Below are 22680 nucleotides of genomic sequence, written 5' to 3'. Positions count from 1 at the left end.
CTCAGGCGTCCGCGGACCGGGCGAGGGAACGCGGGCGCAGGTCGGTCCAGTTGGCCTCGACGTAGGCCAGGCAGGCGTCCCGGGTGTTCTCCTCGAACACGGTCGTCCAACCGCCCGGCACCGCCGCGAAGGACGGCCAGAGCGAGTGCTGGCCCTCGTCGTTCACCAGGACGAGAAAACGGCCGTCGGCGTCGTCGAAGGGGTTGGTGCTCATACCCGGTACCTCCCAGTGGATTAGGTTAGGCTCGCCTAATGCGCGATGAGCTTAGCCTTCCGGATTTCCGCTCCACAAGGAGACGTTCATGAGGTCGGCGGGGGCGGACACCTTCGCCGGGTTCGGGCTGACCGCGGTGCCCGGCAGCGACGCCTTCTGGGACGGTCTGACGACGCCCCTGTCGATACCCGACGGCGACGGGTGGACGACCCTGTTCCTGCGGCGCGGGCCGCGGGCGGCGAGCGTCGTCTTCGAGAGCTGGTCGGATCCGGTGCCCCTGCGGCGCTGGCGCGACACGGACTGCTGGTACGCCGAGGTGCGCATGCCGGCCCGGCTGCGGGTGACGTACCGGTTCGTCGTGGGCGAGGACGCGTACGCCGACCCGTACAACCCCGCGGGCGCGGGCGGCGAGCGGTCCGTCGCCGCGACCCCGGACGCCCCGGCCCAGCCGCACTGGCCCCAGGTCGGGGCCACGGACGTGCTGCCGCTGCCCCGCACCCGGCTGCGCTGGACCAGTGAGCGGCTCGGCGGGCGGCGCACCGTGCGGGTCCATCCGGTGGCTGGGGGCGGGCCGGTGGTCCTGCTGCTCGACGGGGACGACTGGCTGTACCTGCACCCGGCGACGGCCGCCTTCGACTCCGCCGTCGCGAGCGGTGAGATGCCTCCGGTCACCCTGGTGTTCCTCCCGGCCGGGGACCGCGGCGCCGAGTTCGGATGCCGGCCCGCGCTGTGGGAGGCGGTGCGGGACGAGTTGCTGCCCCTGGTGGCCGGGAGCGGGGTGCGGGCCGACCCCGGCCGGACGGTGGTCGCGGGGCAGAGCCTCGGCGGTCTGAGCGCGCTGTACGCGGCGCTGGAGTTCCCGGACCTGGTGTCGCGCGTCGCCTGCCAGTCGGCGTCGCTGTGGTGGACGCCCGGCGCCGCGGATCTGCCGGACCCCCTGGGCGGCCCGGTCGGCGGCACGATCGCGGCACGGCTGCGCGCCCGTCCCGACCTGTCCGGGCTGCGGATCGCGTTCGACGTGGGGGAACACGAGCAGCGGATGCTCCCCCACTGCGCCCTGGTCGAGTCGCTGACGGAACGGGCCGGTGCGACCGTGCGGGTCTCCAGGTCGGCCTCGGGCCACGACCGCGCGGGCTGGCGGCACGCGCTGCTCCGGGACGTGGCCTGGGCCCTCGCATAGCGGCCGCCGCGACCGGCCCGCCGGACCCCGGTCCGCCCGGTCACCGCGTCACCGCGTCACCGCCAGGCAGTACGCCTCGTCGGTGGCGAGGAGGTTGCGGTGCGTGTCCTCGGCGGTGATGACGCCCTCGTCCAGGACGAGGACGCGGTCGGCGGCGTCCAGCAGGGCGGGACTGCTGGTAATCACGAGGGTGGTGCGGTCCCGGCGCAGCTTGGCGACGCCCCGCGCGATGAGCTGTTCGGTGACCGCGTCCACGGCCGTGGTCGGGTCGCGCAGCACCAATACCTCGGTGTCGGCGGCCAGGGCGCGGGCCAGGGACAGCCGTTGGCGCTGCCCGCCGGAGAGGTTGGCGCCGCGGTCGCGGACGGCGTAGTCCAGTCCCTCGCGGTGCAGGGCGACCACATCGGTCAGCATCGAGGCCTCGACGGCTTCGGGGACGGTCCGGCTGGTGCCGGAGGGGTCGATGTTCGAACGGAGGGTGCCCGCGAAGATCTCGCCGTCGTAGGGGTTGACCAGCAGGTGCTCGCGGGCCTCCTCGACCGCCAGCTCCGCGAGGTCCCGTCCGCCGACCCGCACCGTCCCCTCGTAGGTGTCGGGCGGGACGTTCAGGGCCAGGAGGGCGGCGAGATCGGCGGCAGCGCGCGGCTGGTACGCCGCGACGGCCACGAACTCGCCGGCGCGCACCCGGAACCCCACCTTGCGCAGCGCCCCGTGCCGCACGCCGCAGACCTCCAGGTCCCCGCCCGCGGCCGGTCGTTCCGTCCCCGGTGTCGTCACCGGCGGCGCGGTGAGGACGAGCGCCATCCGTTCGGCCGAGGCACGCGCGATCATCACGTACTTCGGCATCTCCGAGAACAGCTTCAGCGGTTCCATGATGAACTGCGCGAGGCCCACGGCCATGACCAGCTCACCGATGGTGATCCGGCCCCGGAAGGCCAGCCAGCCCGCCGTGAGGGTCACCGCGGCGGCGAGCACCGCGTTGAGGGCGAGCGCCGTGCCCGCGTAGACGCCGCTGACCCGGGCGACGGTGACGGACTGGCGCTTCGCCTCCGTGCTGACCTCGCGGTAGGAGCGGAACGCCGCGTGGTTGCCGCCGAAGCCGTGCAGCGGGCGCAGGCCGATGATGAGGTCGGCGACCTTGGCGCCGGCCCGGGCCACCCGGGCCTGCTGCTCGCGGGTGCTGGAACCGATGCGCCTGGACATCACGCTCAGGACGGACAGGATCGCGACGGTGCCCACGATGACCAGCAGTCCGAGCCTGAGGTCGGCCAGCCCCAGCGCCACCGCCGCGATCACGACCGCCACCAGCGAGCTGATCAGCAGCGGCACCACCTCGATGATGTCGGCGGTCTGGTCGGCGTCCTCGGTGGCGATGGTCAGCACCTCGCCGGACTTGAGGTCGACGTCCCTGGCCACCGGCTGGAGTCCGCGGCCCGCGACCCGGACCCGCCAGCGGTGCGCCTCGGTGGTGTTGGCCTTCTGCAGGATCCGCATCCCGAACCGCCAGGACAGGGACACCGTCGTGATGATCACGGCCAGGGCGGCGATGGAGAGGCCGAGCGCCTGCGGGCTCCGGTCCCGCATGGTGTGTTCGACGATCAGGCCGAGCGCGATGGGGAAGGCGGTCTCACCGGCCTGGTAGAGGCCCATGAGGAGGGTGCCCCACGCCATCGCGCCGACGTTGCGCCGCAGGGCGGTGCGGAGGATGTCGGACCCCGCGCGGGGCCGCTGTGTGTCAGTTGTGGTCATCGAGGTGGCGGGCAATCGCTTCCGGGGTTCGCAGGGTGAACAGATCGCGGATGGTGATCACTGGACCGTACTCCCGGCGGAGCAGCCCGGTCAGCCGCACCGCCAGCATGGAGTGGCCGCCGAGGGCCACGAAGTCGCTCACGGCGCTCACCTCGTCGTCGTCCAGGTCCAGGGCCTCGGCGAAGAGTTCGCACACCGTCGTCTCGGTCTCCGTCTCCGGCGCCCGCTCCCCCGCCGTGCTCAGCGCGCCCAGCGGCTTGGCCTCCGGGAGCGCCTTGGTGTCGGCCTTCCCGTTCACGGTCAGCGGGATGCGGTCGACCTGGGCGTAGTGGGTGGGACGCAGGAAGTCCGGCAGCGCGGCGCCCACTTGGGCGGCGACCTCGGTCAGGTCGGCACCGTCCAGCACGAGGTAGGCGGCCAGCCGGTGGGCGCCGTCGACCTGCGGGTCGGGCTGGGCGACGGCGGCCACGAACCGCACCGCAGGGTGGGCGGCGAACGCGGCCTCGACCTCGCCGGGTTCGACCCGGTGGCCGCGGATCTTGACCTGCTGGTCGGTGCGGCCGAGGTACATCAGGTTGCCGTCGGGGCGCCGCACCACCAGGTCACCGGTGCGGTACATGCGCTCGCCGGGCGCGCCGAACGGGCAGGCGACGAAGCGGTGCGCGGTCTGGGCGGGCTGCCCGAGATAGCCGCGCGCGATGCCGACGCCCGCGACGTACAGCTCGCCGGGGACGCCGTCGGGCAGCGGCCGCAGCCACGGGTCCAGCACGTACACGTCGGTGTTGTCGATCGCGACGCCCACCACCGGGTCCGGGCACTCGAAGGTGCCGACGCCGAGGGTGTTGATGGTGTATTCGGTGGGGCCGTACAGGTTGTAGCCGACGGTGCCCTCGGTCTCGGCCAGCCGCGTCCACAGTGCCGGGGTGACCGCCTCGCCGCCCAGCAGCACCAGCGCGGGCCGGCGGGCCGGGTCGTCGAGCAGGCCCTCGGCGAGCAGTTGCTGCGCGTAGGTCGGGGTGACGTTGACGACGTCGATCCCGTGCTCCAGGCAGTACGCGACCAGCCGGGGTGCGTCGCGGCGCAGTTCCTCGTCGCAGATGTGCACTTCGTGGCCGTCGGCGAGCCACAGCAGCTCCTCCCACGACATGTCGAAGGCGAAGGACACGGTGTGGGCGACGCGGAAGGTGCGGTGGCCGTGCCGCGCCAGGACCGGTTCGAAGATCCGGCGCCGGTGGTTGACGAGCATGTTGGTGAGTCCGGCGTACTCGGTCACCACGCCCTTGGGCCGGCCGGTCGAGCCGGAGGTGTAGATCGTGTACGCGGGGTGCCGCAGCCGGTCGGGATCGTCCGGCGCGAAGGTCACGCACGGCTCGGTGTCCGGCAGCGGCCGGTCCAGCTCGATCAGGTCCGGGCCGCCGGTGAGCCGGGGCGTCACGGCGCTCACGGTGAGTACGGCGTCGGGGCGGGCGTCCGCGACGATGGCGGCGATCCGCTCGTCCGGGTGGTCCAGTTCCAGCGGGACGTAGGCGGCGCCGGTGCGCAGTACGGCGAAGAGGGCCACGATCGAGTCCAGGGAGCGCGGGAGGGCGAGGCCCACCGTCGCTCCGGGGCCGATGCCGCGCCGGGCCAGCACTCCCGCCACGGCCCGGCTGCGGTCCCGCAGGTGCGCGAAGGTCATCGTGGCGCCGTGGGCGACCAGCGCCGTCCGCTCCGGTGCCCGGTCGGCCGCCCGGTCGAAGCGGTCCACGACGGTGTCCGTGCCGATCTCGGTGCGCGGCGCGGGCTCGGGGGCAGGGGCCAGTGGGGGCAGGGCGCCGACCGGCGCACGGGACTCGGCGGCCCCGGTGCGTCCGGCCAGGTCGTCGAGGATCCGGAGGTAGTCGTCGAGGAGGGCCCGGGCGTGGGCGGTGTCGTGGTCGCGGTACTCCAGTTTGACGGTGAGCCGGTCGCCGGGGGTGACCACCCAGGTGAAGGGATAGTGGGTGGAGTCGTCGGCCCGCACCGAGGTGATGCCGTGCCGGGCGTTCATCTCGGCGAAGGCGTCCAGGTCCAGGAAGTTCTGCAGGACGAACAGGTTGTCGAACAGCGTGTCGTGGCCGCCGGCCCGCTGGATGTCGCCGAGCCCGAGGTGCTCGTGCTCCATGGCGTCGACCCTGGCTTCCTGCACGGCCGTGAGGTAGGCGCGGACGGTGTCCTGCGGCCGGGCCCGGGTCCACATGGGCACGGTGTTGAGCAGTACGCCGACGACGTCGGCCAGCCCTTCGCCCTCGCGGCCGGAGACGGTCACGCCGAAGACGGCGTCGGCGCGGCCGGTGCGGGCGCCGAGGAGGAGGCCGAAGGCGCCGGTCAGCACCGAGTTCAGCGTGACGCCGTACGTCCTGGCGGCCGCCCTGAGCGCGTGGGACCGTTCGGCGGTCAGCGTGTGCGCGAGCGCGCGCGGCAGGTCGTCGGGGAGGGCGGGCGCCGGTCCGGCGAGCAGGGTGGGGCCGGACAGGCCGGCCAGGTGCCGCGCCCAGAAGCGTTCCGAGGCGGCCGGGTCCTTGGCGGCCAGGGCCCGGGCATGGTCCTCGAAGCCCGGTGCGGCCGGCCCGGGGTCGAGGGGCTCGCCCGCCAGGACGGCACGGTAGGCGTCGAACAGGTCGCGCAGCACGATCTCGCGCGACCATCCGTCCCACAGCAGCAGGTGGTAGCTGAGCAGCAGGCCGTCGCGGTCGTCGGGCAGGCGCACCACGGTCAGGCGGATCAGCGGCGGCTCGGCGGGGTCGAATCCGCGTTCCCGGTCCGCGAGACGCAGCGCGTCGGCCTCCTCTTCCGTCGCCGCCTCGACCGTGTGGACGTCGACGCTGCGGCCCGCGGCGAGGACCTGGACGGGGTTGCCGTCCTCGTCCGTGGTGAAGCCCGCGCCGACGGCCGGGTGCCGGGCGAGCACGTACGCCGTCGCCCGGGACAACGCGTCCGCGTCCAGGCGCCGTTCGAAGGTGAAGTAGCTCTGGGCGACGTAGTGTCCGGCCGGGCCGGTCAGCTGGGCCTGGAAGTACAGGCCCCGTTGCAGAGGGGTGACGGGTGCCGTGCGCTCGGCCGTCGCGGCGGCTTCGGCGATCCGTTCCAGTGCGCGGTGCCAGTGCTCGGTGATCTCGTCCGGGACGCCCTCGGCGAGGGTGAAGACCGCGTGCAGGCTGCCGGTGGCCGCGTCGGTCCAGGCGTTCACCTCGACGGCGTACGGGCTGCCCGTGTCGCCGCCGGTGAGGCGCGGCGCGTCCGACTCGCCGCCCCGGCCCAGGTAGTTGAACAGGACTTGCGGCCGAGCGGTGCCGAGCAGCGGCGCGGTCTGCGGGTTGAGGTACCTGAGGCCGCCGTACGCGACGTGCGCCTGCTCGTCCGGCTGGCGCTCGGCGACCTCGCGCGCCGCGGCGACGGGGTCGGTGTGCGCGGTGAGCCGTACCGGCGCGATGGCGGTGAACCAGCCGACGGTGCGGGTGTAGTCGTGGTGGCCGAGGGCCGGGACCCGGCCGTGCCGTTCCAGCTCGACCGCGAGATCGGTGGGCGTCGGCTGGACGCGGGTCAGCGCGGTGCGCAGCGCGCCGCACAGCAGCTCGGTGAGGCCGAGGCCCAGTGCGGCGGGTGCGGTTCGGGTCACGCGGTCGCTCACGTCGGGGGCGAGGACGGCCGTCGTCTCGCGCCGCATCCCGGCGGCGGGCAGCGGTGCGGGGGCGCGGAGCGTGCTGATCCAGTGGTCCAGGCCGTCGGTCTCCTGTGCGGACCGGTGCGTGAGGGCCTGTGCGTACTCGGCGTAGGACGTGGTCGGCGGTGCCGGGGCGGCCCCGCGCAGCGCGGCGGCCAGGTCGTCCAGCAGGATCAGCCAGGACACGGCGTCGACGGCGAGGTGGTGCACGGCTACCACCAGGGTGCGGCTGGTCTCCAGCCAGGTGAAGGCGACGATGTCGCCGTTCTCGGGATCGAGCCGGCCGGCCGCCTCGTCGGCCGTCCGCGTCACGTCGGTCCCGGCCGCGCGGGTCACCGTGACCTCGCGGGCGGGTTCGGTGCTCAGGGACCACACCCCGTGCCCGACGCGCAGCCGCAGCCGCAGTGCCGGGTGGGTGGCGACGACGGCGCGGGCGGCACGCTCGACGTCGGCGAATCCGGTGCCTTCGGGTGCGGACAGGGTCCTGGCCTGGGCGAACCGGGCGAGGGGGCCGCCCAGTTCACGCCGGCGCAGCATGATCGGTGTGGGTGGCAGCGGGCCGTCCTGGTAGCCGGTGGGTGCGGGGGAGACCTCGGGCAGCGGTGTGCGCGCCGCCAGGTGCTCGGCGAGCGCGCGGGGTGTCCGGAGCAGGAACACGTCGCGGGGTGCGACGGGCAGGCCGGCCGCCCTGGCCCGGTTGATCACGGTGATGGCGATGATGCTGTCGCCTCCGGCGCCGAAGAAGTCGGTGTCGGCGTCCGGTGCGGAGCCGGGCAGCGTCTCGGCGAAGAGGTTGACGAGGGTGGCGAGTGCGGAGTCGTTCGCGCCGTGCGGCGCGGCCTCCGCGCTCGGCGTGCTGGTCGCGCGCTCGGTCAGTGCCCTGCGGTCGAGTTTCCCGTTGACCGTCAGCGGCAGGGCGTCCACGGGCAGCACCCGGCCCGGCACCATGTGCGCGGGCAGTTTCGCCGACAGGAGCCCGGTGAGGTCCGCGGGCACCCGGCCCACGACGTGCGCCACCAGGTGGTCGTCGGTGTCCGCCACGGTGACGGCGGCGTCCACCACGCCGTCCAGGTCGCGGATCGCGGACTCCACCTCGCCCGGTTCGATGCGGAAGCCCTTGAGCTGCACCTGGTCGTCGGCGCGGCCGGCGAACTCCAGCTGCCCGTCGAGTGTGCGGCGGGCGAGGTCGCCGGTGTGGTACATGCGGGTGCCGTCGGCGGTGAACGGGTTCGCCACGAACCGGCCGGCGGTGAGCCCCGGCCTGCCCAGGTAGCCGAGCGACACCTGGTCGCCCGCGACGTAGATGGCGCCCACCCGCCCCGGCGGCACCGGGCGGAGCCGGTCGTCGAGCAGGTGGACGACGAGGCCGGGGACCGGGCCGCCGATCGGGCTGGCGGCACGGGCGCCGGGGGTGAAGTCGGCGGCGGTCAGCACCCGGTGGGTGACGTGGACGGTGGTCTCTGTGATGCCGTACATGTTGACCAGTTCCGGCGATTGGGTGCCGTGCCGTGCCACCCAGTCGCGCAGCCGCGCGAGGTCCAGTCCCTCGCCGCCGAAGATGATCCTGCGCAGTGCGGGCAGCGGCTCGCCCGCGTGCCGGTCGGCCTCGGCGAACCGGTGGAAGGCCGACGGGGTCTGGTTGAGCACCGTGACCCCGCGCTCGCGGACCAGCCGGTGGAAGTCGACCGGGGAACGGGTCAGACCGTAGTCCGGCACCAGCAGCTCACCGCCGTGGGTGAGCGCGCCCCACAGCTCCCAGACGGCGAAGTCGAAGGAGAAGGAGTGGAACTGGACCCACACGTCGTGCGGGCCGAAGGCCATGGCGGGCCGGGTGTTGGCGAGCAGCGTCACCACACTGGAGTGGGGGACGACGACGCCCTTGGGTCGGCCGGTGGATCCGGAGGTGTAGATCACGTACGCGGGGTCGTGCCAGCCGGCTCCGGGTCCGGGCTCCGCGGCGGGGGGCGGGTGCTCCTCCCCCGGTACGAGCAGGCGGGCCCGTACCTTCGCTCGGTCCAGCAGCCGGGCGAACCGGTCGCGCTGCTCCGCGGCCACGAGGACGACCTGCGGGGCGGAGTCGGCGAGGACGTACTCCAGGCGCTCGTCGGGGTAGGCCAGGTCTAGGGGTACGTAGGCGCCGCCCGCGCCGACGACGGCGATCAGGGCGACGACCTGCTCCAGGGAGCGCGGCACGGCGACGGCGACCCGCTTGCCGGGGCCGACCCCGGCCGCGCGCAGGACGGCGGCCAACTCGTCCTTGGCCTTCGTGAGTTCACCGTAGGTCAGGGAGCGGGTGGCGCCGTCGAGGGTGCACTGGGTGACGGCGGTGGCGGCCGGGTCACGGCGCGCCGCGGCGTCGAACAGTTCGCCCAGGGTGGTCGGCGGGACCGGCTCGACCCGCCCGGTGCCCTCGGACGCCAGGCCGCCGACCGGGGCGTCCGGCCGGGTGAGCAGACCGGTGAGGGTCCGGGTGAAGGAGCGCAGGATCTCGCGGACCTCGGGTTCCCGCAGCAGCTCGGCGTCGTGGATCAGGTTGAAGCGCGCGCGGCCGTCCGGTGTGCGCTCCACCACCAGCGTCAGCGGGTAGTGCGGGGCGCCCTCGTTGGTGATGCCGGTGACGGCGAGGGGGTCGCCGGGGTGCCGCAGTTCGTCCACGTCGGTCGCCACGTCGAACACCACCAGGGTGTCGAAGAGCGCTCCGGCTCCGGCCCGGCGGGCGATGCGCGCGAGCGAGACGTGCTGGTGCGGCAGTACGGCGGCCTGGTGTGCCCGGACGGCGGCCAGCAGTTCTCGCGCGGTCGTGGTGGCGGCCCAGCGGGCGCGCAGGGGGATCGTGTTGATGAACAGGCCCACCATGTCCTCGATGCCGGGCACGTCCGCGTCCCGCCCGGACACCGTGGAGCCGAACACCACGTCGTCGCGGTGCAGGATGCCGCCCAGGGTGAGGGCCCAGGCGCCGTGCACGGCGACGCTCAGCGGCACACCGGCCGACCGGGCGGCGGCGTCGACGTCGACGTCCGCCGTCGTCGCGGTGTCGGCGAAGTGTGCGGAGGGCGGGTGCCCCTCGGCGATCAGCGACGGGCCGGGGAGGTCCGCCAGTTGCCCGTCCCACACCCGGTCGCTCTCCGCTTCGTCGCGTGCGGCGAGCCGGCGCACGTGGTCGGGGAAGCCGCCGAGCGCGTGTCCGGAACCCGGCGCCCGGTATTCGGCCAGCAGGGTGCGCAGCATGGGCGGCACGGACCAGCCGTCGGCGACGATGTGGTGCACCGTCTGCACCAGGACGTGTCTGCCGGCTCCCGCGCGGACGAGGGTGTACCGCATCGGCGGACCGCCGGCCAGGTCGAATCCGGCGCGGCGGTCGCGTTCCGCGTGGGCGCGGATCTCGTCGTCGGTGATGCCGGGGCGGTCCAGCACGGTGAAGGGCGCCTCGTGCCCGCTCTCCAGTACGGAGACGACGCGGCCGTCGGCCAGGGCCACGAAGCGCGCGGCCAGGTTCGGGTGGAGGGCCAGCAGGCGGGTGGCCGCGGCGGCCAGTCGGCCGGGGTCCACCTCGCCCTCCAGCGTGAGCAGTTGCTGCTCGACGTAGCTGCCGGTGGCGTCGTCGTCGTAGACCGAGTGGAAGTACAGACCCTCCTGCAGCGGGGTCAGCGGGAGGACGTCCCGCAGCGCCGGGCCGTCGAGGGCGTCGACGTCCGCCTGGGTGAGCCGCAGTGGGTGGAAGTCGCTGGGCGAGTGGCCGCCGTTCTCCAGGGCGGCCAGCCCCGTGAGCGCCTCCACGTAGTACGCGCCGAGGGTGGTGATGTCCGTGTCGGTGAACATGCCGTCCGGCCAGGAGACGGCGGTCACCAGTGTGTACGCGCCGGTGGCGTCGGGTTCGGCGATCGCGTTGAACTCCAGGGCGCGGGGCAGCCGCATGCGCGGGTCGCGCTTCTCGCCCAATTGTCCGTTGACACTGGCGAGTTGCCAGTCGTCGGACGAGCCCGCGTCGAAGCGGCCCAGATAGTTGAAGAGCACCTGGGGGGCGGGCGCGTCGAAGGCGGCGCGGGCCAGGTGGCGCAGCGCGCCGTAGGAGACGCCGTGGTCCGGTACGCGTGCGAGGTCCTCCTTGACCGCCTTGAGCGCGGCGGACAGGTAGGCGGGTGCGGTGGGGTCCGGGGCGGCGCCGGGGTCGACGGTCACCGGGAAGAGGGTGGTGAACCAGCCCACAGTCCTGGAGAGTTCCGGCTCGAAGCCGGCGGACGGGGCGACGAACCCGGGCTCGCGGCCGTGGCCCTCGAGTTCGATGTGCGCGAAGGTCTGGGTCTGGCCCAGGTCGTGGCGCCGTCGGGCCAGGGCGACGGCGAGCGCGGTCACCAGGACGTCGTTGATCCCGGCGTGGAACTTCGCGGGTGTGTCGCCGAGGAGCGCGGCGGTGGTCGTGGCGTCGATCGAAACGGTCCGGATCCGCTCGCGTGCCACGGTGTCGTCCGGGGTCAGGGGGCGTCCGGCCAACGGCTCGTCGGGCCCCGGAAGGGGGCGCCGGAAGTAGGAGCTGTCCGCGTCGAACGCGGCACGCTCCAGCAGTTGGGTCCAGCGGCGGAACGACGTTCCGGCCGCTGGGAGTTCCACCGCCGTGCCCGAGGTGAACTGCCGCCACGCCGTGGCCAGGTCGTCCATCAGCACCCGCCAGGACACGCCGTCGATCACCACGTGGTGCACGACGAGGGCCAGTTGCCGTGCCTCGCGGCGCCAGACGGCGCGCAGCATCGCGCCGCCCGCCGGGTCCAGTTCCTCGGTGGCGAGGGCGAGGCACGCGTCGAGCGGCTGGTCGCTCTCCCGCCAGAGCGGCGCGGCGGCCTCCGCCTCCGGGATGTCGAATCCCCAGCGTTCGCCGCGCACCAGCCGGGCCCGCAGCATGGGGTGCCGGCGGACCACGGCGGCGAGGACCGCGTCGAGGGCCTCGGCGGTCAGGTCCGCCGGGGTGTTGAGCACCACCGACTGGACGAATCCGTCGACGGCGTCCGTGGTCTCGCCGAGCCACTGCACGACGGGCGACCCCACGACGCTGCCGGTGGGCACGTCACGGTGGTCCACGACGGTGGTGTCCTCGCGGCTCGCCACCGCCGCCAGCGCTCCCACCGTGCTGTGGGTGAAGATCTGCCGGGCCGTGACGTAGAGCCCCGCGTCGCGCAGCCGGCCGAGCAGTGAGATGGCCAGGATGCTGTCGCCGCCGAGCTGGAAGAAGTCCTGGTCGACGCCGACCCGGTCGAGCTGGAGCAGTGCCGCGACCGCCGCGCACACCGTCCGCTCCTCGTCGGTGGCGGGCGGGGCGGACGAGCCCGCGGGGATCACGGGCTCGGGCAGCGCGTTCCGGTCGAGCTTCCCGTTGGCGGTGAGCGGGAACTCCGTCATCACGACCACGTGGGCGGGCACCATGTACTCCACCATGTGCTCGCCGGCCCAGGCCTTGACCTCGTCCGCTCGCAGGTCTCCGTGTCCGGCGGCCGGGATGACGTATCCCACCAGGTAGGTGCCACCCGCCGTGTTCTTCTTGGCGACGACGCAGGTGTGGCGCACCTGGGGGTGCTCGGCGAGGCCGACCTCGACGTCCTCGATCTCCAGGCGCATGCCCCGGATCTTGACCTGGTTGTCGGCGCGGCCGAGGAAGTCGAGCGAGCCGTCGGGGGCGAAGCGCGCGAGGTCGCCGGTCCGGTAGAGCCTGGAGCCGTCGTCGGCGAAGGGGTTCGCCACGAACCTGGACGCGGTCAGGCCCGGCGCGTTCACGTAGCCGCGGCCCAGCAGCAGTCCCCCCGCGTACAGTTCGCCGCCGACGCCGACGGGGACGGGGCGCAGTTCGTCGTCCAGGACGTACAGCCGGGTGTTGGGGTTGGCCCGGCCGATCGACGTCGACAGACGCTCCGCCGCGCCCCGGTAGACGACGTGCGAGACGCCGATCGTCGTCTCGGCTGGTCCGTAGCCGTGGTAGAGGGGGATGTCGAGCCGGGTGCGGAAGCGCTCGTAGAGTTCGGGCGTCAGTACCTCGCCGCCGCACCAGACGTGGCGGAGGCTGTCGAGGCGCCCCGAGTCGCCGGCCATCTCCAGCAGCACGTCCAGCATGGACGAGACCAGGTACGTGAAGGTGACGCGCTGTTCGTCGATCACGCTCAGCAGGTGGTGCGGGTCGCGTTCGCCGCCGGGTCGCAGGACGACGAGTCTGCCGCCGCTGACGAGGGGCAGGAAGATCTCGTTGATGGAGATGTCGAAGGACAGCGGCGCCTTGAACAGGGACGCGTCGTCGTGGCCGAAGCCCAGGATCTCGTTGATCTGCCAGAGCAGGCGCTCGCTGATCGCCTCGTGCCGGATCATGGCGCCCTTGGGACGCCCGGTCGAGCCCGAGGTGAAGATGACGTAGGCCAGGGCGTCGCCGGGGACGGTGACTGCGGGCCCCTCGGTGGGACGGGCGTCGAACCGCCAGTCGCCGAGGTCGACGGCCACGGCTTCCGGTTCGCCCGGGGCGGACTCGCCCGAGGCGTTGAGCTGTACGACGACCCCGGCGTCCTCGATGACGACGGCCCGGCGCTCGGCGGGCCAGTGCGGGTCGAGCGGGACGAACGCGCCGCCCGCCCGGAGGACGGCGAGCAGCCCGATCACCATCTCGGCGGAGCGTTCCAGGGAGATGCCGACGACGTCTTCCGCGGTGAGCCCTCGTGCGACCAGGTCGTGGGCCAACTGGGCGGACTTCTCGGCAACCTGTCGGTAGGTCAGTGTGCGGCGCTCGTCGACGACGGCCACGGCGTCCGGCCTGGCGTGCGCCTGTTCGCGGAACATCTCCACCAGGCCGGGGCGGGCCCGGTCGGCGTCGGTGTCGTTCCACCTGGCGAGGAGCTCCAGCCGCTCCGCCGGGCCCGAGGGGCCGATGGTGCCGAGCGGGCGGTCCGGGAAGTCGGCCAGGTCGTCGAGCGCGAGCTGTGCCTCGTGCGGCACGACGCCGTCCGGGAGGGCGATGGTCGGGCCGTCCGCATCGACGCTCCAACCGGTGGGTGCGGTACCGCCGTTGTCGGTCCAGCCGAGCACGTCGGTGAACAGGGTGCCCGGGGTGAGGTCGAGTCCGGCGGGGCCGCGGCCCTCGGCCCAGTACGCCAGCGCGACGGCGCACGCCTCGGTGACGACGCGGTCGGAGAAGTCGCCGGTGCGGCGGCGCAGGCCGGTCAGCCGCTCGGGAGAAAGCCGTACGAGAGAAGCGGTCGGTTCCATCATCGAAGACTCAACGCCCCTTCCAAGGAATGAAGGCAGGCTAACCTAACTTAGGCATGCCTAACACCCCGCCCGACCGCCCTCCCGCCAGGCCCGCCACAGCCGTGCGTAGCGGCCGCCCAGGGCCACCAACTCCGCGTGCGTGCCCTCCTCGACGACCCGGCCGGCGTCCAGCACGGCGATCCGGTCCGCCGCCATCGCCTGGGTCAGGCGGTGCGCCACGAACAGCGTGGTGCGTCCCGCGCACGCGGCGAGCACGGCCCGTTCCAGCTCCGCGGCGCCCTCGCTGCCCGCCTCCGCGGTCGACTCGTCGAGGACCACCACGGGCGCCCGGCCGAGCACCAGCCGGGCCAGCGCGATCTGGGCGACCTTGGTCACGTCGAGCCGCTCGCCGCCCTCACCGACGGGCGTGTCCAGCCCGTCGGGCAGCGCGTCCACCCACGGACCGGCGCCGACGGTGCGCAGGGCGTCCCGGAGTTGGGCGTCGGTCGCCTCCGGCGCGGCCAGCCGCAGGTCGTCGGCGAGCGGACCGGAGAACACGTGCGTCTCCTGGGTCAGGATGCTCACCAGGGCCCGCGCCCCGGCCTCGTCCAACTCCGCCAGGTCCACCGGCCCGACGCGCACCGACCCCGTCTGCGGGGTGCCGATGCCCGCGACCAGCGCGGCCAGCGTCGTCTTGCCCGCGCCCGTCGCCCCCACGAGGGCGAGCGAGCCCCCTGCCGGGATCGTCAGGTCGACGTCCCTGAGGACCGGTTCGTCGGCGCCCGGGTAGGTGAACGTCAGCCCCCGCACGGTCACCGGGTACGCGCCGGCCGCCGCAGTCCCGACGGAGGCGTCGCCGACCAGCCGGTCCTCCGCGTCCTCCGCCAGCACGCCGACCAGCCGGGTCAGGCTCGCGCCCGACTTCTGCGCCTCGTCGAAGGTGAACATGATGGCGCCCAGCGGGGTGAACAGCCGGTGGAAGAGCAGCGGTGCCGCGGACACCTCGCCCAGGGTGGCCGCGTCGGCCTCCAGCAGCGCGTAGCCCACCACGATGATGAGGGTCAGCCCGATGAACTCGGCGCGGTTCTCCCGGCCGACGAACCGGCCGAAGAACCGGAACACCTCGATGCCCAGCTCGCGCACCCGCCACGACTCCCGGGTGACCCGCTCGCGGAAGGCGCCTTCGAGCCGGTAGGCCCGGACGGTGTCGATGCCGTTCAGGCCGCTGATCAGGGCCTGCGCCCGGTCGGCCTGGGCCACCCGCTGCTTCCGGTACAGCGGGGCGGACCTCGGCAGGTACCAGCGCAGGGCCAGCGCGTACGCGGGCAGCGCACCGGCGCCCGCCAGACCGAGCCGCCAGTCGAGCCCGAACATGCCGGCCGTGGCGATGGCGACGAGGACTCCGGCCGAGAACACCGTGGGTACGGCGGTGCGGATTCCCTTGGAGATCACGGCGACGTCGTCGCCGACCCGGGACAGCACGTCGCCGCGGCCCACCTGTTCGACGCGCGCGCTGGGCATCGCCAGGACGGCGTGGACGGCGCCCTCCCGCAGCCGGGCGAGCAGGTCGGCGCCCAGCCGCCCGATCAGATAGGTCGACACCGCGGTCGCCGCCGCGCCGAGCAGCGCCGCGGCGACCATCAGGGCCCCGATCGTGACCAGGACGGACTGCGACTCGCCCCCGGCCACCGCGTCGACCACCCGGCCGAGCAGCAGCACGGGGAGCACCTGGAGCGCCGCTCCGGCCACCGTGGTGAGCACCGTGGCGGCCGTCAGCCACGGCGCCTCGCGGCAGTGTGCCGCGACCCACCGGCCGGACTCGCGTCCGGTCGCCGTACGCAGGACGGCCGGGGCCGTGGCGGCGCGGGTGTCGGTGGCGCTCACACCTACCCGGCCGACTTGACGAGTTCGTCGACGGCGTACGGCATGGACAGCAGGGTGCCCTGGGAGATGGCCGCGCCGACCGCCGGGCCCTCGCTGTCCAGCAGGTACGACACCTTGCCGTTCTTGACGGCGTCCAGGTTGGTGAACAGCTCGAACTTCTTCAACGCGTCCTGGTCCGCCTTGTCGTTGATGACGAAGATGCGGTCCACGTCGACCAGGTCGACGCGCTCGGGCGAGAGCGTGGTGTAGAAGTCGCCGCCGGCGACCTTGTCGATCTCGGTCTGGTACTTGAAGCCGATGCCGGTCACCAGCCGTCCGCGCACGTCGGTGGAGGTGAACGGGGCCACCGAGTCCTTGTACCAGGACAGCACCACCGCGGTCTTGTCCGCGAACTCGGGGTGCGCCTGCTTGGCCGCGTCCAGCTTGCCCTGGATGTCGGCCACCATCTTCTCGCCCTCCTCGGCCTTGCCGAGCGCCTTGGCGATGTGCAGCGCGTTGTCCTGCCAGGGAGCGCTGAACGGCTCCTTCTCGCCCTTGGTGCGGCCCACCGTGGGCGCGATCTTGGAGAGCTTGTCGTAGGCGGCCTGGTCGATCTCGGAGTAGACCGCGACGATCAGGTCGGGGCGCAGGGCGGCGATCTTCTCGTAGTTGGGGCCCGTGTCACCGTTCTTCATGATGACCTCGGGCTTTGTGTCGCCCCACTTGTCCTTCACCCAGGGCCACTGGGTGTTGATGTCGGGGCTCTGGCCGGCCGGGTTCGGGTACTGGTCGACCATGCCGACGGGCTTGATGCCGAAGGCCAGGACGGTCTGGTCGTCGGTGTAGCCGACGGAGACGACCCGCTCGGGCGCCTTGTCGATCTTCGTCGTTCCGAACGCGTGCTCCACGGTGACCGGGAAGGCGCCGGCCGCGGCCGGGGTGCCGCCGCCGGCCTCGTCGGCCGGGTCGTCCGAGTCGGAACCGCACCCCGCGAGGAGTCCGACGCCGAGCGCGGCGGCGGACAGGGCCGCCGCGAGTCGTCGCCAGGGCTTCATACGCGTCGTTCTGAGGAGCATCCCGGGCATCCCTTTGCTGTCGCGGCAACCAGTGTGAGGTAAGCCTACCCTCACTTCAACAACTCGGGTGCGGATTAGCCGACTTCGACGTGGGTGCGTCCGATCGGCACGATGAGCGGGCGGTCCCCGACCGGGTCGTCGATCACCTTGGCGCGCAGCCCGAACGCCTCGTGCAGCAGGCCGGCGGTGATGACGTCGCGCGGGTGGCCCTGCGCCAGGATCTCGCCCTCCCGCATGACGACGAGGTTGTCGCTGTAGCGCGCGGCCAGATTGAGGTCGTGCAGCACCATGACCACGGTGCGCCCGGACTCGTGCAGGTCGTCGACGAGGTCGAGCACGTCGACCGCGTGCGCGAGATCCAGATAGGTGGTCGGCTCGTCCAGCAGCAGCAGGTCGGTGCCCTGGGCGAGGGTCATCGAGATCCACACCCGCTGGCGCTGCCCTCCGGACAGCGAGTCGACGGGCCGGTCCGCGAGGTCGGACACGCCGGTCATGGCCAGCGCCCGCCGTACGACGTCGGCGTCGTCCGAGGACCACTGCCGCAGCCAGCTCTGGTGCGGGTGGCGGCCCCGGGCGACCAGGTCGGACACCGTCAGCCCCTCCGGGGCCACCGGTGCCTGGGGCAGCAGGCCGAGCTTCTTGGCCACGTCGCGGGTCCGGAGCCCGGCGATGTCCTCGCCGTCCAGCACGACCGTGCCGCCGGTCGGCCTGAGCAGCCGGGACAGGGTGCGCAGCAGGGTCGACTTGCCGCAGCCGTTCGGTCCGATGATGGTGGTGATCACTCCGGGCGGGATCGCCACGTCGAGGCCGTCGATGACGGACCGGGACCCGTACCCGACGGTGACGGCCCTGGCCGCCAGGCGTGCGGCGCCGTCAACTTCCGTTTCGGTCCCGGTGATGGACTGAACGACCACAAGGCCCCCTCGATTAGGCTCGCCTTACTTTGTACCAGCTATCTGCGGTTCGCCCGCACCAGCAGATAGACGAGGAAGGGTCCGCCGATGGCGGCGGTGACCACGCCGACCGGCAGCGAGACGGGCAGGGCGGTGCGCGCGAGAAGGTCGGAGCCGGTCAGCAGCAGCGCCCCCACCAGGCCGGAGGCCACCAGCGGCGGGGTCGGGCACCTGGCCAGCCGCATCGCCACCTGCGGCGCCACCAGCGCGACGAACGGCACCGGTCCGGCCGCGCTCACCGCCACACCGGCCAGCAGCACCGCGCACAGCAGCAGGACCGCGCGCACCGTCCCGTACCGGACCCCGAGTCCGGCCGCGACCTCGTCGCCGAAGTGCAGCGGCTTGAACTGGAAGGCGACCGAGGCCACGACGACCAGCAGGGCGAGCGTGCACCACAGCGCGACGTGGACCTCGCCCCAGGACCGGTTGTCCAGCGAGCCGACCAGCCACGCCTGGGCCCGGGCCACGTCCCTGATGTCGGCGGTGACCAGCAGCCACGTCGTGATCGCCTGCATCACCGCGTTCACCGAGATGCCGATGAGGATGAGCCGGAAGCCGTCGATCCCGCGGCGCCACGCCATGAAGTACACCAGCAGCCCCGTGCCGAGGCCGCCCGCGAGCGCCGCCGCCGACAGGCCCACGGAGTCGGCCACGGCCGTGGCGGCGCCGCCGGAGACCGTCACCAGGAACACCGCGACCGCGCCGGCGCCGCTGGTGATGCCGAGGACGTCCGGGCTGGCCAGTGGATTGCGGGCGATCGACTGGGTGAGGGCGCCGGACACCCCGAGCGCGACGCCCACGACCAGCCCGGCGAGGGCCCGGGGCATCCGCAGGTCCATGATCACGAACCGGTCGACCTGCTCGCCCCCGCCGAAGACGGTGGCGACGACCCTGGGCAGGGCGATGGGGAAGTCCCCGACCCCGATGGACAGGCAGAACACCAGGAAGCCCGCCACCGCCAGCAGCAGGGTGACGCCCGCGATCCAGGGCCGCCACACGAACGACAGGCCGCCGAACCGCACGCCGGGCGCCACCGAAGTCCGCACGTCCGCCTTCACGTCCGTCTTCACGTCCACCGTCGCATCCGCCCCGTCCGCCCTCACGTCCGCCCCGTTCACGCGCTCTTGAACTTCCCGCGCCACACCAGGACGGCGAAGAACGGTGCGCCGAGGAGCGAGACGACGACCCCGGCGTCCAACTCCCCCGGCCGTACGACCAGGCGCCCCACGATGTCGCAGACCAGCAGCACCACGGCGCCGAGCAGACCGGCGTACGGGACCAGCCAGCGGTAGTCCGGGCCGGTCAGGTACCGGGCCACGTGGGCCACCATGAGCCCGAGGAACGCGATGGGGCCGCAGGCCGCCGTCGCCGCCCCGGCCAGCAGGGTGATGGCGACGATGCCGACGGTGCGGGTCAGCGCGATGTTCACGCCGAGTCCCCGTGCCACGTCGTCGCCCAGGTTGAGCAGGTTGACCGAGGGCAGCGTGGTCAGCGCCAGCAGCAGCCCGGCGGCGATGAAGGCCGACACGGGCCAGATGACGTCGAAGCCGACCCCGGTCAGCGAGCCCGCGTTCCAGAACCGCAGGGCGTTCAGCGAGGCCTTGTCCGTCAGCGCGACCGCCGTGGTCATCGCCGCCAGGAACACCGTGACACCCTGCCCGGCCAGCGCGAGCGTCAGCGGGTTGCCCGCTCCCCGGCCGATGCTCGACAGCCCGAACACGACGACACCGGCGACCGCCGCGCCCGCGAAGCCGAACCAGACGTACTGGAACGGGCTGGTGAACCCGAAGGCGGCGATCCCCGACACCACGGCGAACGAGGCGCCGGAGTTGACCCCCAGCAGCCCCGTGTCGGCGATGGGGTTGCGGGTGTACCCCTGGATCAGCGCCCCTCCGACGCCGAGCGCGACACCGGCCACGACGGCGAGGACCGTGCGGGGCACCCGCACGGTCTGCACGATGAGCCTGATCTCGGTGAGGCGCTGGTCGGGCTCGGGCGCCGCGAACAGCCCGTGCCAGACCTCGGCGGGGCTGAGCGCACGCGCGCCGACGGCCAGTGAGGCCGCCGCGGCGACGAGGAGGAGCGCCGCGAGCAGCCCCAGACCGGCAACGCGGCGCCGGCGCGCCTCCGTCGGGCCTCTGGGAGTGGGCTCGGGACGCTCCACCTCGGGCGTGGTCATGGTGCCGTACATTAACGCGCGCCGGTGCCGGTCCCGTCGGCGACCGTACGGGCCTCGTCGGATGCGGACTTGAGGCCCCGGTCCAGGAGCGACTCGAGGATCTCGCCGACCCGGACGGCGGTGTTGGAGAGCAGCGACGAGGTGATGCCGTGCGTGTGCTCCGTGCCGCCCTGCAGATAGATGCCGCAGCGCAGGGCGGGGTCGGTGGCGACGCGGTAGTCGCGCTCGACGCGCACCCGGCCCTCGTCGTCGCGCAGGCAGCGGTCCGCGACCTCGCCGAGCAGGCCGAGCGGGTCGGCGGGTCCGTAGCCGGTGGCGAGGACCACGACGTCGGCGTCCAGGTGGCTCTCCTCGCCGGTGACCAGCGACGTCACGGTGGCGCGCACCCGGTCCGGCGTCTCCTTGACGTCGGAGAGCCGGGACACGTTGAGGAAGCGCAGCCGCTCGGTGCCGAGGACCTTCTCCCGGTACATCTGCCGGTACAGGTCGTCGATCAGGTCGATGTCCACCACGGAGTAGTTGGTGTTGCCGTGGTAGTCCATCAGTCGCTGTTTGACGCCGTCCGGCGCGGTGAAGTAGTCGTCGACCGCCGCCGGGTCGAAGATCCGGTTGGCGAACGCGCTGTCGTCGGCGGGGCTGTAGCCGTAGCGGGCGAAGACCGCGCAGATCTCCGCCGAGGGGAAGCGGCGGTGCAGGTAGGCGACGTTCTCGGCGGCGCTCTGTCCGGCGCCGACGACGACGAACCGGGAGGGCGAGGTGCCCTCCAGCGTGTCGACCCTGGCCAGCAGTTCGGAGTTGTGCCAGACGCGGTCGCCGCGCTCCACGCCGTCCGGCACCAGGGGGCGCAGCCCGGTGCCGACGACGAGGTTGCGCGCCCGGTGGACCCCGAGCCCCTCCCCCGAACGCACCGTCACCTCCAGGTGGTCCACGACGCCGTCCCGCACCACGGGTGCGACGCCGACGACCTCGTGGCCGTAGGAGACCATGTCGTCGACCTTGGCCGCGGACCACTCGAAGTAGTCGTGGAACTCGACCCGGAGCGGGAAGAGGTTCTTGTGGTTAATGAAGTCGATCAGCCTCCCCTTGCTCTGCAGGTAGCACAGGAAGCTGTACTCGCTGGCCGGATTGCGCAGGGTCACCAGGTCCTTGAGGAAGGACACCTGCATGGTCGCGTCGTCGATCAGCATGCCGCGGTGCCAGCCGAAGCGCGGCTGCTGCTCGAAGAAGCGGGCGTCGAGTTCCTCCTGCCCGCCGGCCTGCGCGTTGTGTTCGCGGATCGCGATCGCCATGGCGACATTGGACGGTCCGAAACCGATACCAATGAGGTCGTGGACCAGCGTTGAGTCAGCAGGAAGAACCTGTGACATGTCACTCCCATCGTGCGCCGGAAACTTAGGTGAGCCTAAGCTAATGAGATACGGCTGTCGATAGGGCACACCAGAGGCTGATTCGAGCCAACTGGGGAGTCCTGGGGCGGTGTTGCACACTAAGGTAAGCCTTGCTTAACTGCCCGGGTCAGCCCCCTGCCCTGAGGAGGAACCCCATGCGGGTCGTCATGTTCGGCTACCAGACCTGGGGCCACCGCACCCTGCGAGCCCTGCTGGACTCCGAACACGACGTGGTCCTCGTGGTCACGCATCCCAGGAGCGAGCACGCGTACGAGAAGATCTGGAGCGACTCCGTCGCCGACCTCGCCGAGGAGCACGGCGTCCCGGTGCTGATCCGCAACCGCCCGGACGACGACGAGCTGTTCGAGCGCCTGAAGGACGCCGATCCGGACATCATCGTCGCCAACAACTGGCGGACCTGGATCCCCCCGCGCATCTTCGGCCTCCCGCGCCACGGCACGCTCAACGTGCACGACTCGCTGCTGCCGAAGTACGCCGGGTTCTCCCCGCTGATCTGGGCGCTGATCAACGGCGAGACCGAGGTGGGCGTCACCGCGCACATGATGAACGACGAGCTGGACGCCGGTGACATTGTCCGCCAGGAGGCCGTACCCGTGGGCCCGGCCGACACCGCCACGGACCTGTTCCACAAGACCGTGGACCTCATCGCCCCGGTCACCGTCGGCGCCCTCGGACTCATCGCGGCCGGGCAGACGGAGTTCACCAAGCAGGACAGGTCCCGGGCGAGCTTCTTCCACAAGCGGTCCGCCGAGGACATCCGCGTCGACTGGAACTGGCCGGCCGAGGACCTGGAGCGGCTGGTGCGGGCCCAGTCCGAGCCGTACCCCAGCGCCTTCACCTTCCACCGGGGCAGGCGGCTGGAGATCCTCGCCGCCGTGGTCTCCGAGGGCCGTTACGGCGGCACGCCCGGCCGGATCTTCTACCGCGAGGGCGAGGGTGTGGTGATCGTCGCCGGGGCCGACGCGCGCCGGGGCGGCAACCGCGGCCTCGCCATCAGGCGCGTACGGACGCAGGACGGGCGGGAGTTGGCCGCGACGGAGTACTTCACCTCGATGGGCGGCTACCTGACCGCCCGCCCCTGAGCGCCGCGGCCGGACACTCATGACGGGCAGGGCCCGACCGTGCCGTCACGGTCGGGCCCTGCCGGGTTACGGGTTTCC

11 protein-coding genes are annotated in these 22680 nt (G+C 72.9%); 2 read left to right on the top strand and 9 right to left on the bottom strand.

All coding sequences use genetic code 11. The features are described 5' to 3' along the window. Position 1: 1 nt before the first annotated feature. Positions 2–214 (bottom strand): MbtH family protein, encoded by a 213-nt coding sequence (locus ACH4D3_RS17805; RefSeq protein WP_398323008.1) that lies wholly within the window; start codon positions 212–214, stop codon positions 2–4. Positions 215–302: 88 nt separating this feature from the next. Between ACH4D3_RS17805 and ACH4D3_RS17800 the strand changes: the two genes are divergently transcribed. Next, complete coding sequence (locus tag ACH4D3_RS17800) at positions 303–1394, top strand: alpha/beta fold hydrolase (RefSeq protein WP_398323006.1); 1092 nt, start codon at positions 303–305, stop codon at positions 1392–1394. A gap of 48 nt (positions 1395–1442) precedes the next feature. Here ACH4D3_RS17800 and ACH4D3_RS17795 read toward each other — a convergent pair whose 3' ends face one another. The 8 genes from ACH4D3_RS17795 to ACH4D3_RS17760 form a co-directional block, all read right to left on the bottom strand. After that, positions 1443–3143 carry an ABC transporter ATP-binding protein gene (locus tag ACH4D3_RS17795; protein WP_398323004.1) on the bottom strand — a complete coding sequence of 567 codons (1701 nt, stop codon included), beginning with the start codon at positions 3141–3143 and terminating at the stop codon, positions 1443–1445. After that, entirely contained in the window at positions 3130–14061 is a 10932-nt protein-coding gene (locus tag ACH4D3_RS17790; RefSeq protein WP_398323002.1) for an amino acid adenylation domain-containing protein, read from the bottom strand. Before ACH4D3_RS17790 ends, ACH4D3_RS17795 begins: the two co-directional genes overlap by 14 nt. A 57-nt stretch (positions 14062–14118) precedes the next feature. Next, on the bottom strand, positions 14119–15924 hold the full coding sequence (locus tag ACH4D3_RS17785) for an ABC transporter ATP-binding protein (RefSeq protein ID WP_398323000.1): 1806 nt from the start codon (positions 15922–15924) through the stop codon (positions 14119–14121). Between the two features lie 2 nt (positions 15925–15926). Continuing rightward, positions 15927–16979 carry an iron-siderophore ABC transporter substrate-binding protein gene (locus ACH4D3_RS17780; protein ID WP_398322998.1) on the bottom strand — a complete coding sequence of 351 codons (1053 nt, stop codon included), beginning with the start codon at positions 16977–16979 and terminating at the stop codon, positions 15927–15929. A gap of 74 nt (positions 16980–17053) precedes the next feature. Further along, positions 17054–17893 (bottom strand): ABC transporter ATP-binding protein, encoded by an 840-nt coding sequence (locus tag ACH4D3_RS17775; protein WP_398322996.1) that lies wholly within the window; start codon positions 17891–17893, stop codon positions 17054–17056. 38 nt (positions 17894–17931) lie between these two features. Continuing rightward, on the bottom strand, positions 17932–19050 hold the full coding sequence (locus ACH4D3_RS17770) for a FecCD family ABC transporter permease (protein WP_398322994.1): 1119 nt from the start codon (positions 19048–19050) through the stop codon (positions 17932–17934). Then, entirely contained in the window at positions 19047–20111 is a 1065-nt protein-coding gene (locus ACH4D3_RS17765; RefSeq protein ID WP_398322992.1) for a FecCD family ABC transporter permease, read from the bottom strand. Before ACH4D3_RS17765 ends, ACH4D3_RS17770 begins: the two co-directional genes overlap by 4 nt. Positions 20112–20122: 11 nt before the next feature. After that, the gene (locus tag ACH4D3_RS17760; protein WP_398322990.1) at positions 20123–21478 is read right to left on the bottom strand and encodes a lysine N(6)-hydroxylase/L-ornithine N(5)-oxygenase family protein; all 1356 of its coding nucleotides are present in this window, start codon (positions 21476–21478) and stop codon (positions 20123–20125) included. 176 nt (positions 21479–21654) lie between these two features. On the opposite strand from ACH4D3_RS17760, the gene ACH4D3_RS17755 reads away from it, so the two are divergent. Beyond that, a complete protein-coding gene (locus tag ACH4D3_RS17755) occupies positions 21655–22602 on the top strand; it encodes a methionyl-tRNA formyltransferase (protein ID WP_398322988.1) in 948 nt (315 codons plus the stop codon). Positions 22603–22680: the final 78 nt, after the last annotated feature.

The sequence above is a fragment of the Streptomyces sp. NPDC018026 genome, from assembly GCF_044327745.1.
GTDB lineage: Bacteria > Actinomycetota > Actinomycetes > Streptomycetales > Streptomycetaceae > Streptomyces > Streptomyces rubrogriseus.
Note: the sequence above shows the minus strand (reverse complement) of the source record. Positions and strands in the feature narration are given on the sequence as shown.

Coding starts and splice junctions, on each gene's coding strand:
- ACH4D3_RS17755 (WP_398322988.1), top strand. CDS start 21,655: ATGCGGGTCGTCATGTTCGGCTACCAGACCTGGGGCCACCGCACCCTG.
- ACH4D3_RS17805 (WP_398323008.1), bottom strand. CDS start 214: ATGAGCACCAACCCCTTCGACGACGCCGACGGCCGTTTTCTCGTCCTG.
- ACH4D3_RS17795 (WP_398323004.1), bottom strand. CDS start 3,143: ATGACCACAACTGACACACAGCGGCCCCGCGCGGGGTCCGACATCCTC.
- ACH4D3_RS17790 (WP_398323002.1), bottom strand. CDS start 14,061: ATGATGGAACCGACCGCTTCTCTCGTACGGCTTTCTCCCGAGCGGCTG.
- ACH4D3_RS17760 (WP_398322990.1), bottom strand. CDS start 21,478: ATGTCACAGGTTCTTCCTGCTGACTCAACGCTGGTCCACGACCTCATT.
- ACH4D3_RS17780 (WP_398322998.1), bottom strand. CDS start 16,979: ATGCTCCTCAGAACGACGCGTATGAAGCCCTGGCGACGACTCGCGGCG.
- ACH4D3_RS17800 (WP_398323006.1), top strand. CDS start 303: ATGAGGTCGGCGGGGGCGGACACCTTCGCCGGGTTCGGGCTGACCGCG.
- ACH4D3_RS17765 (WP_398322992.1), bottom strand. CDS start 20,111: ATGACCACGCCCGAGGTGGAGCGTCCCGAGCCCACTCCCAGAGGCCCG.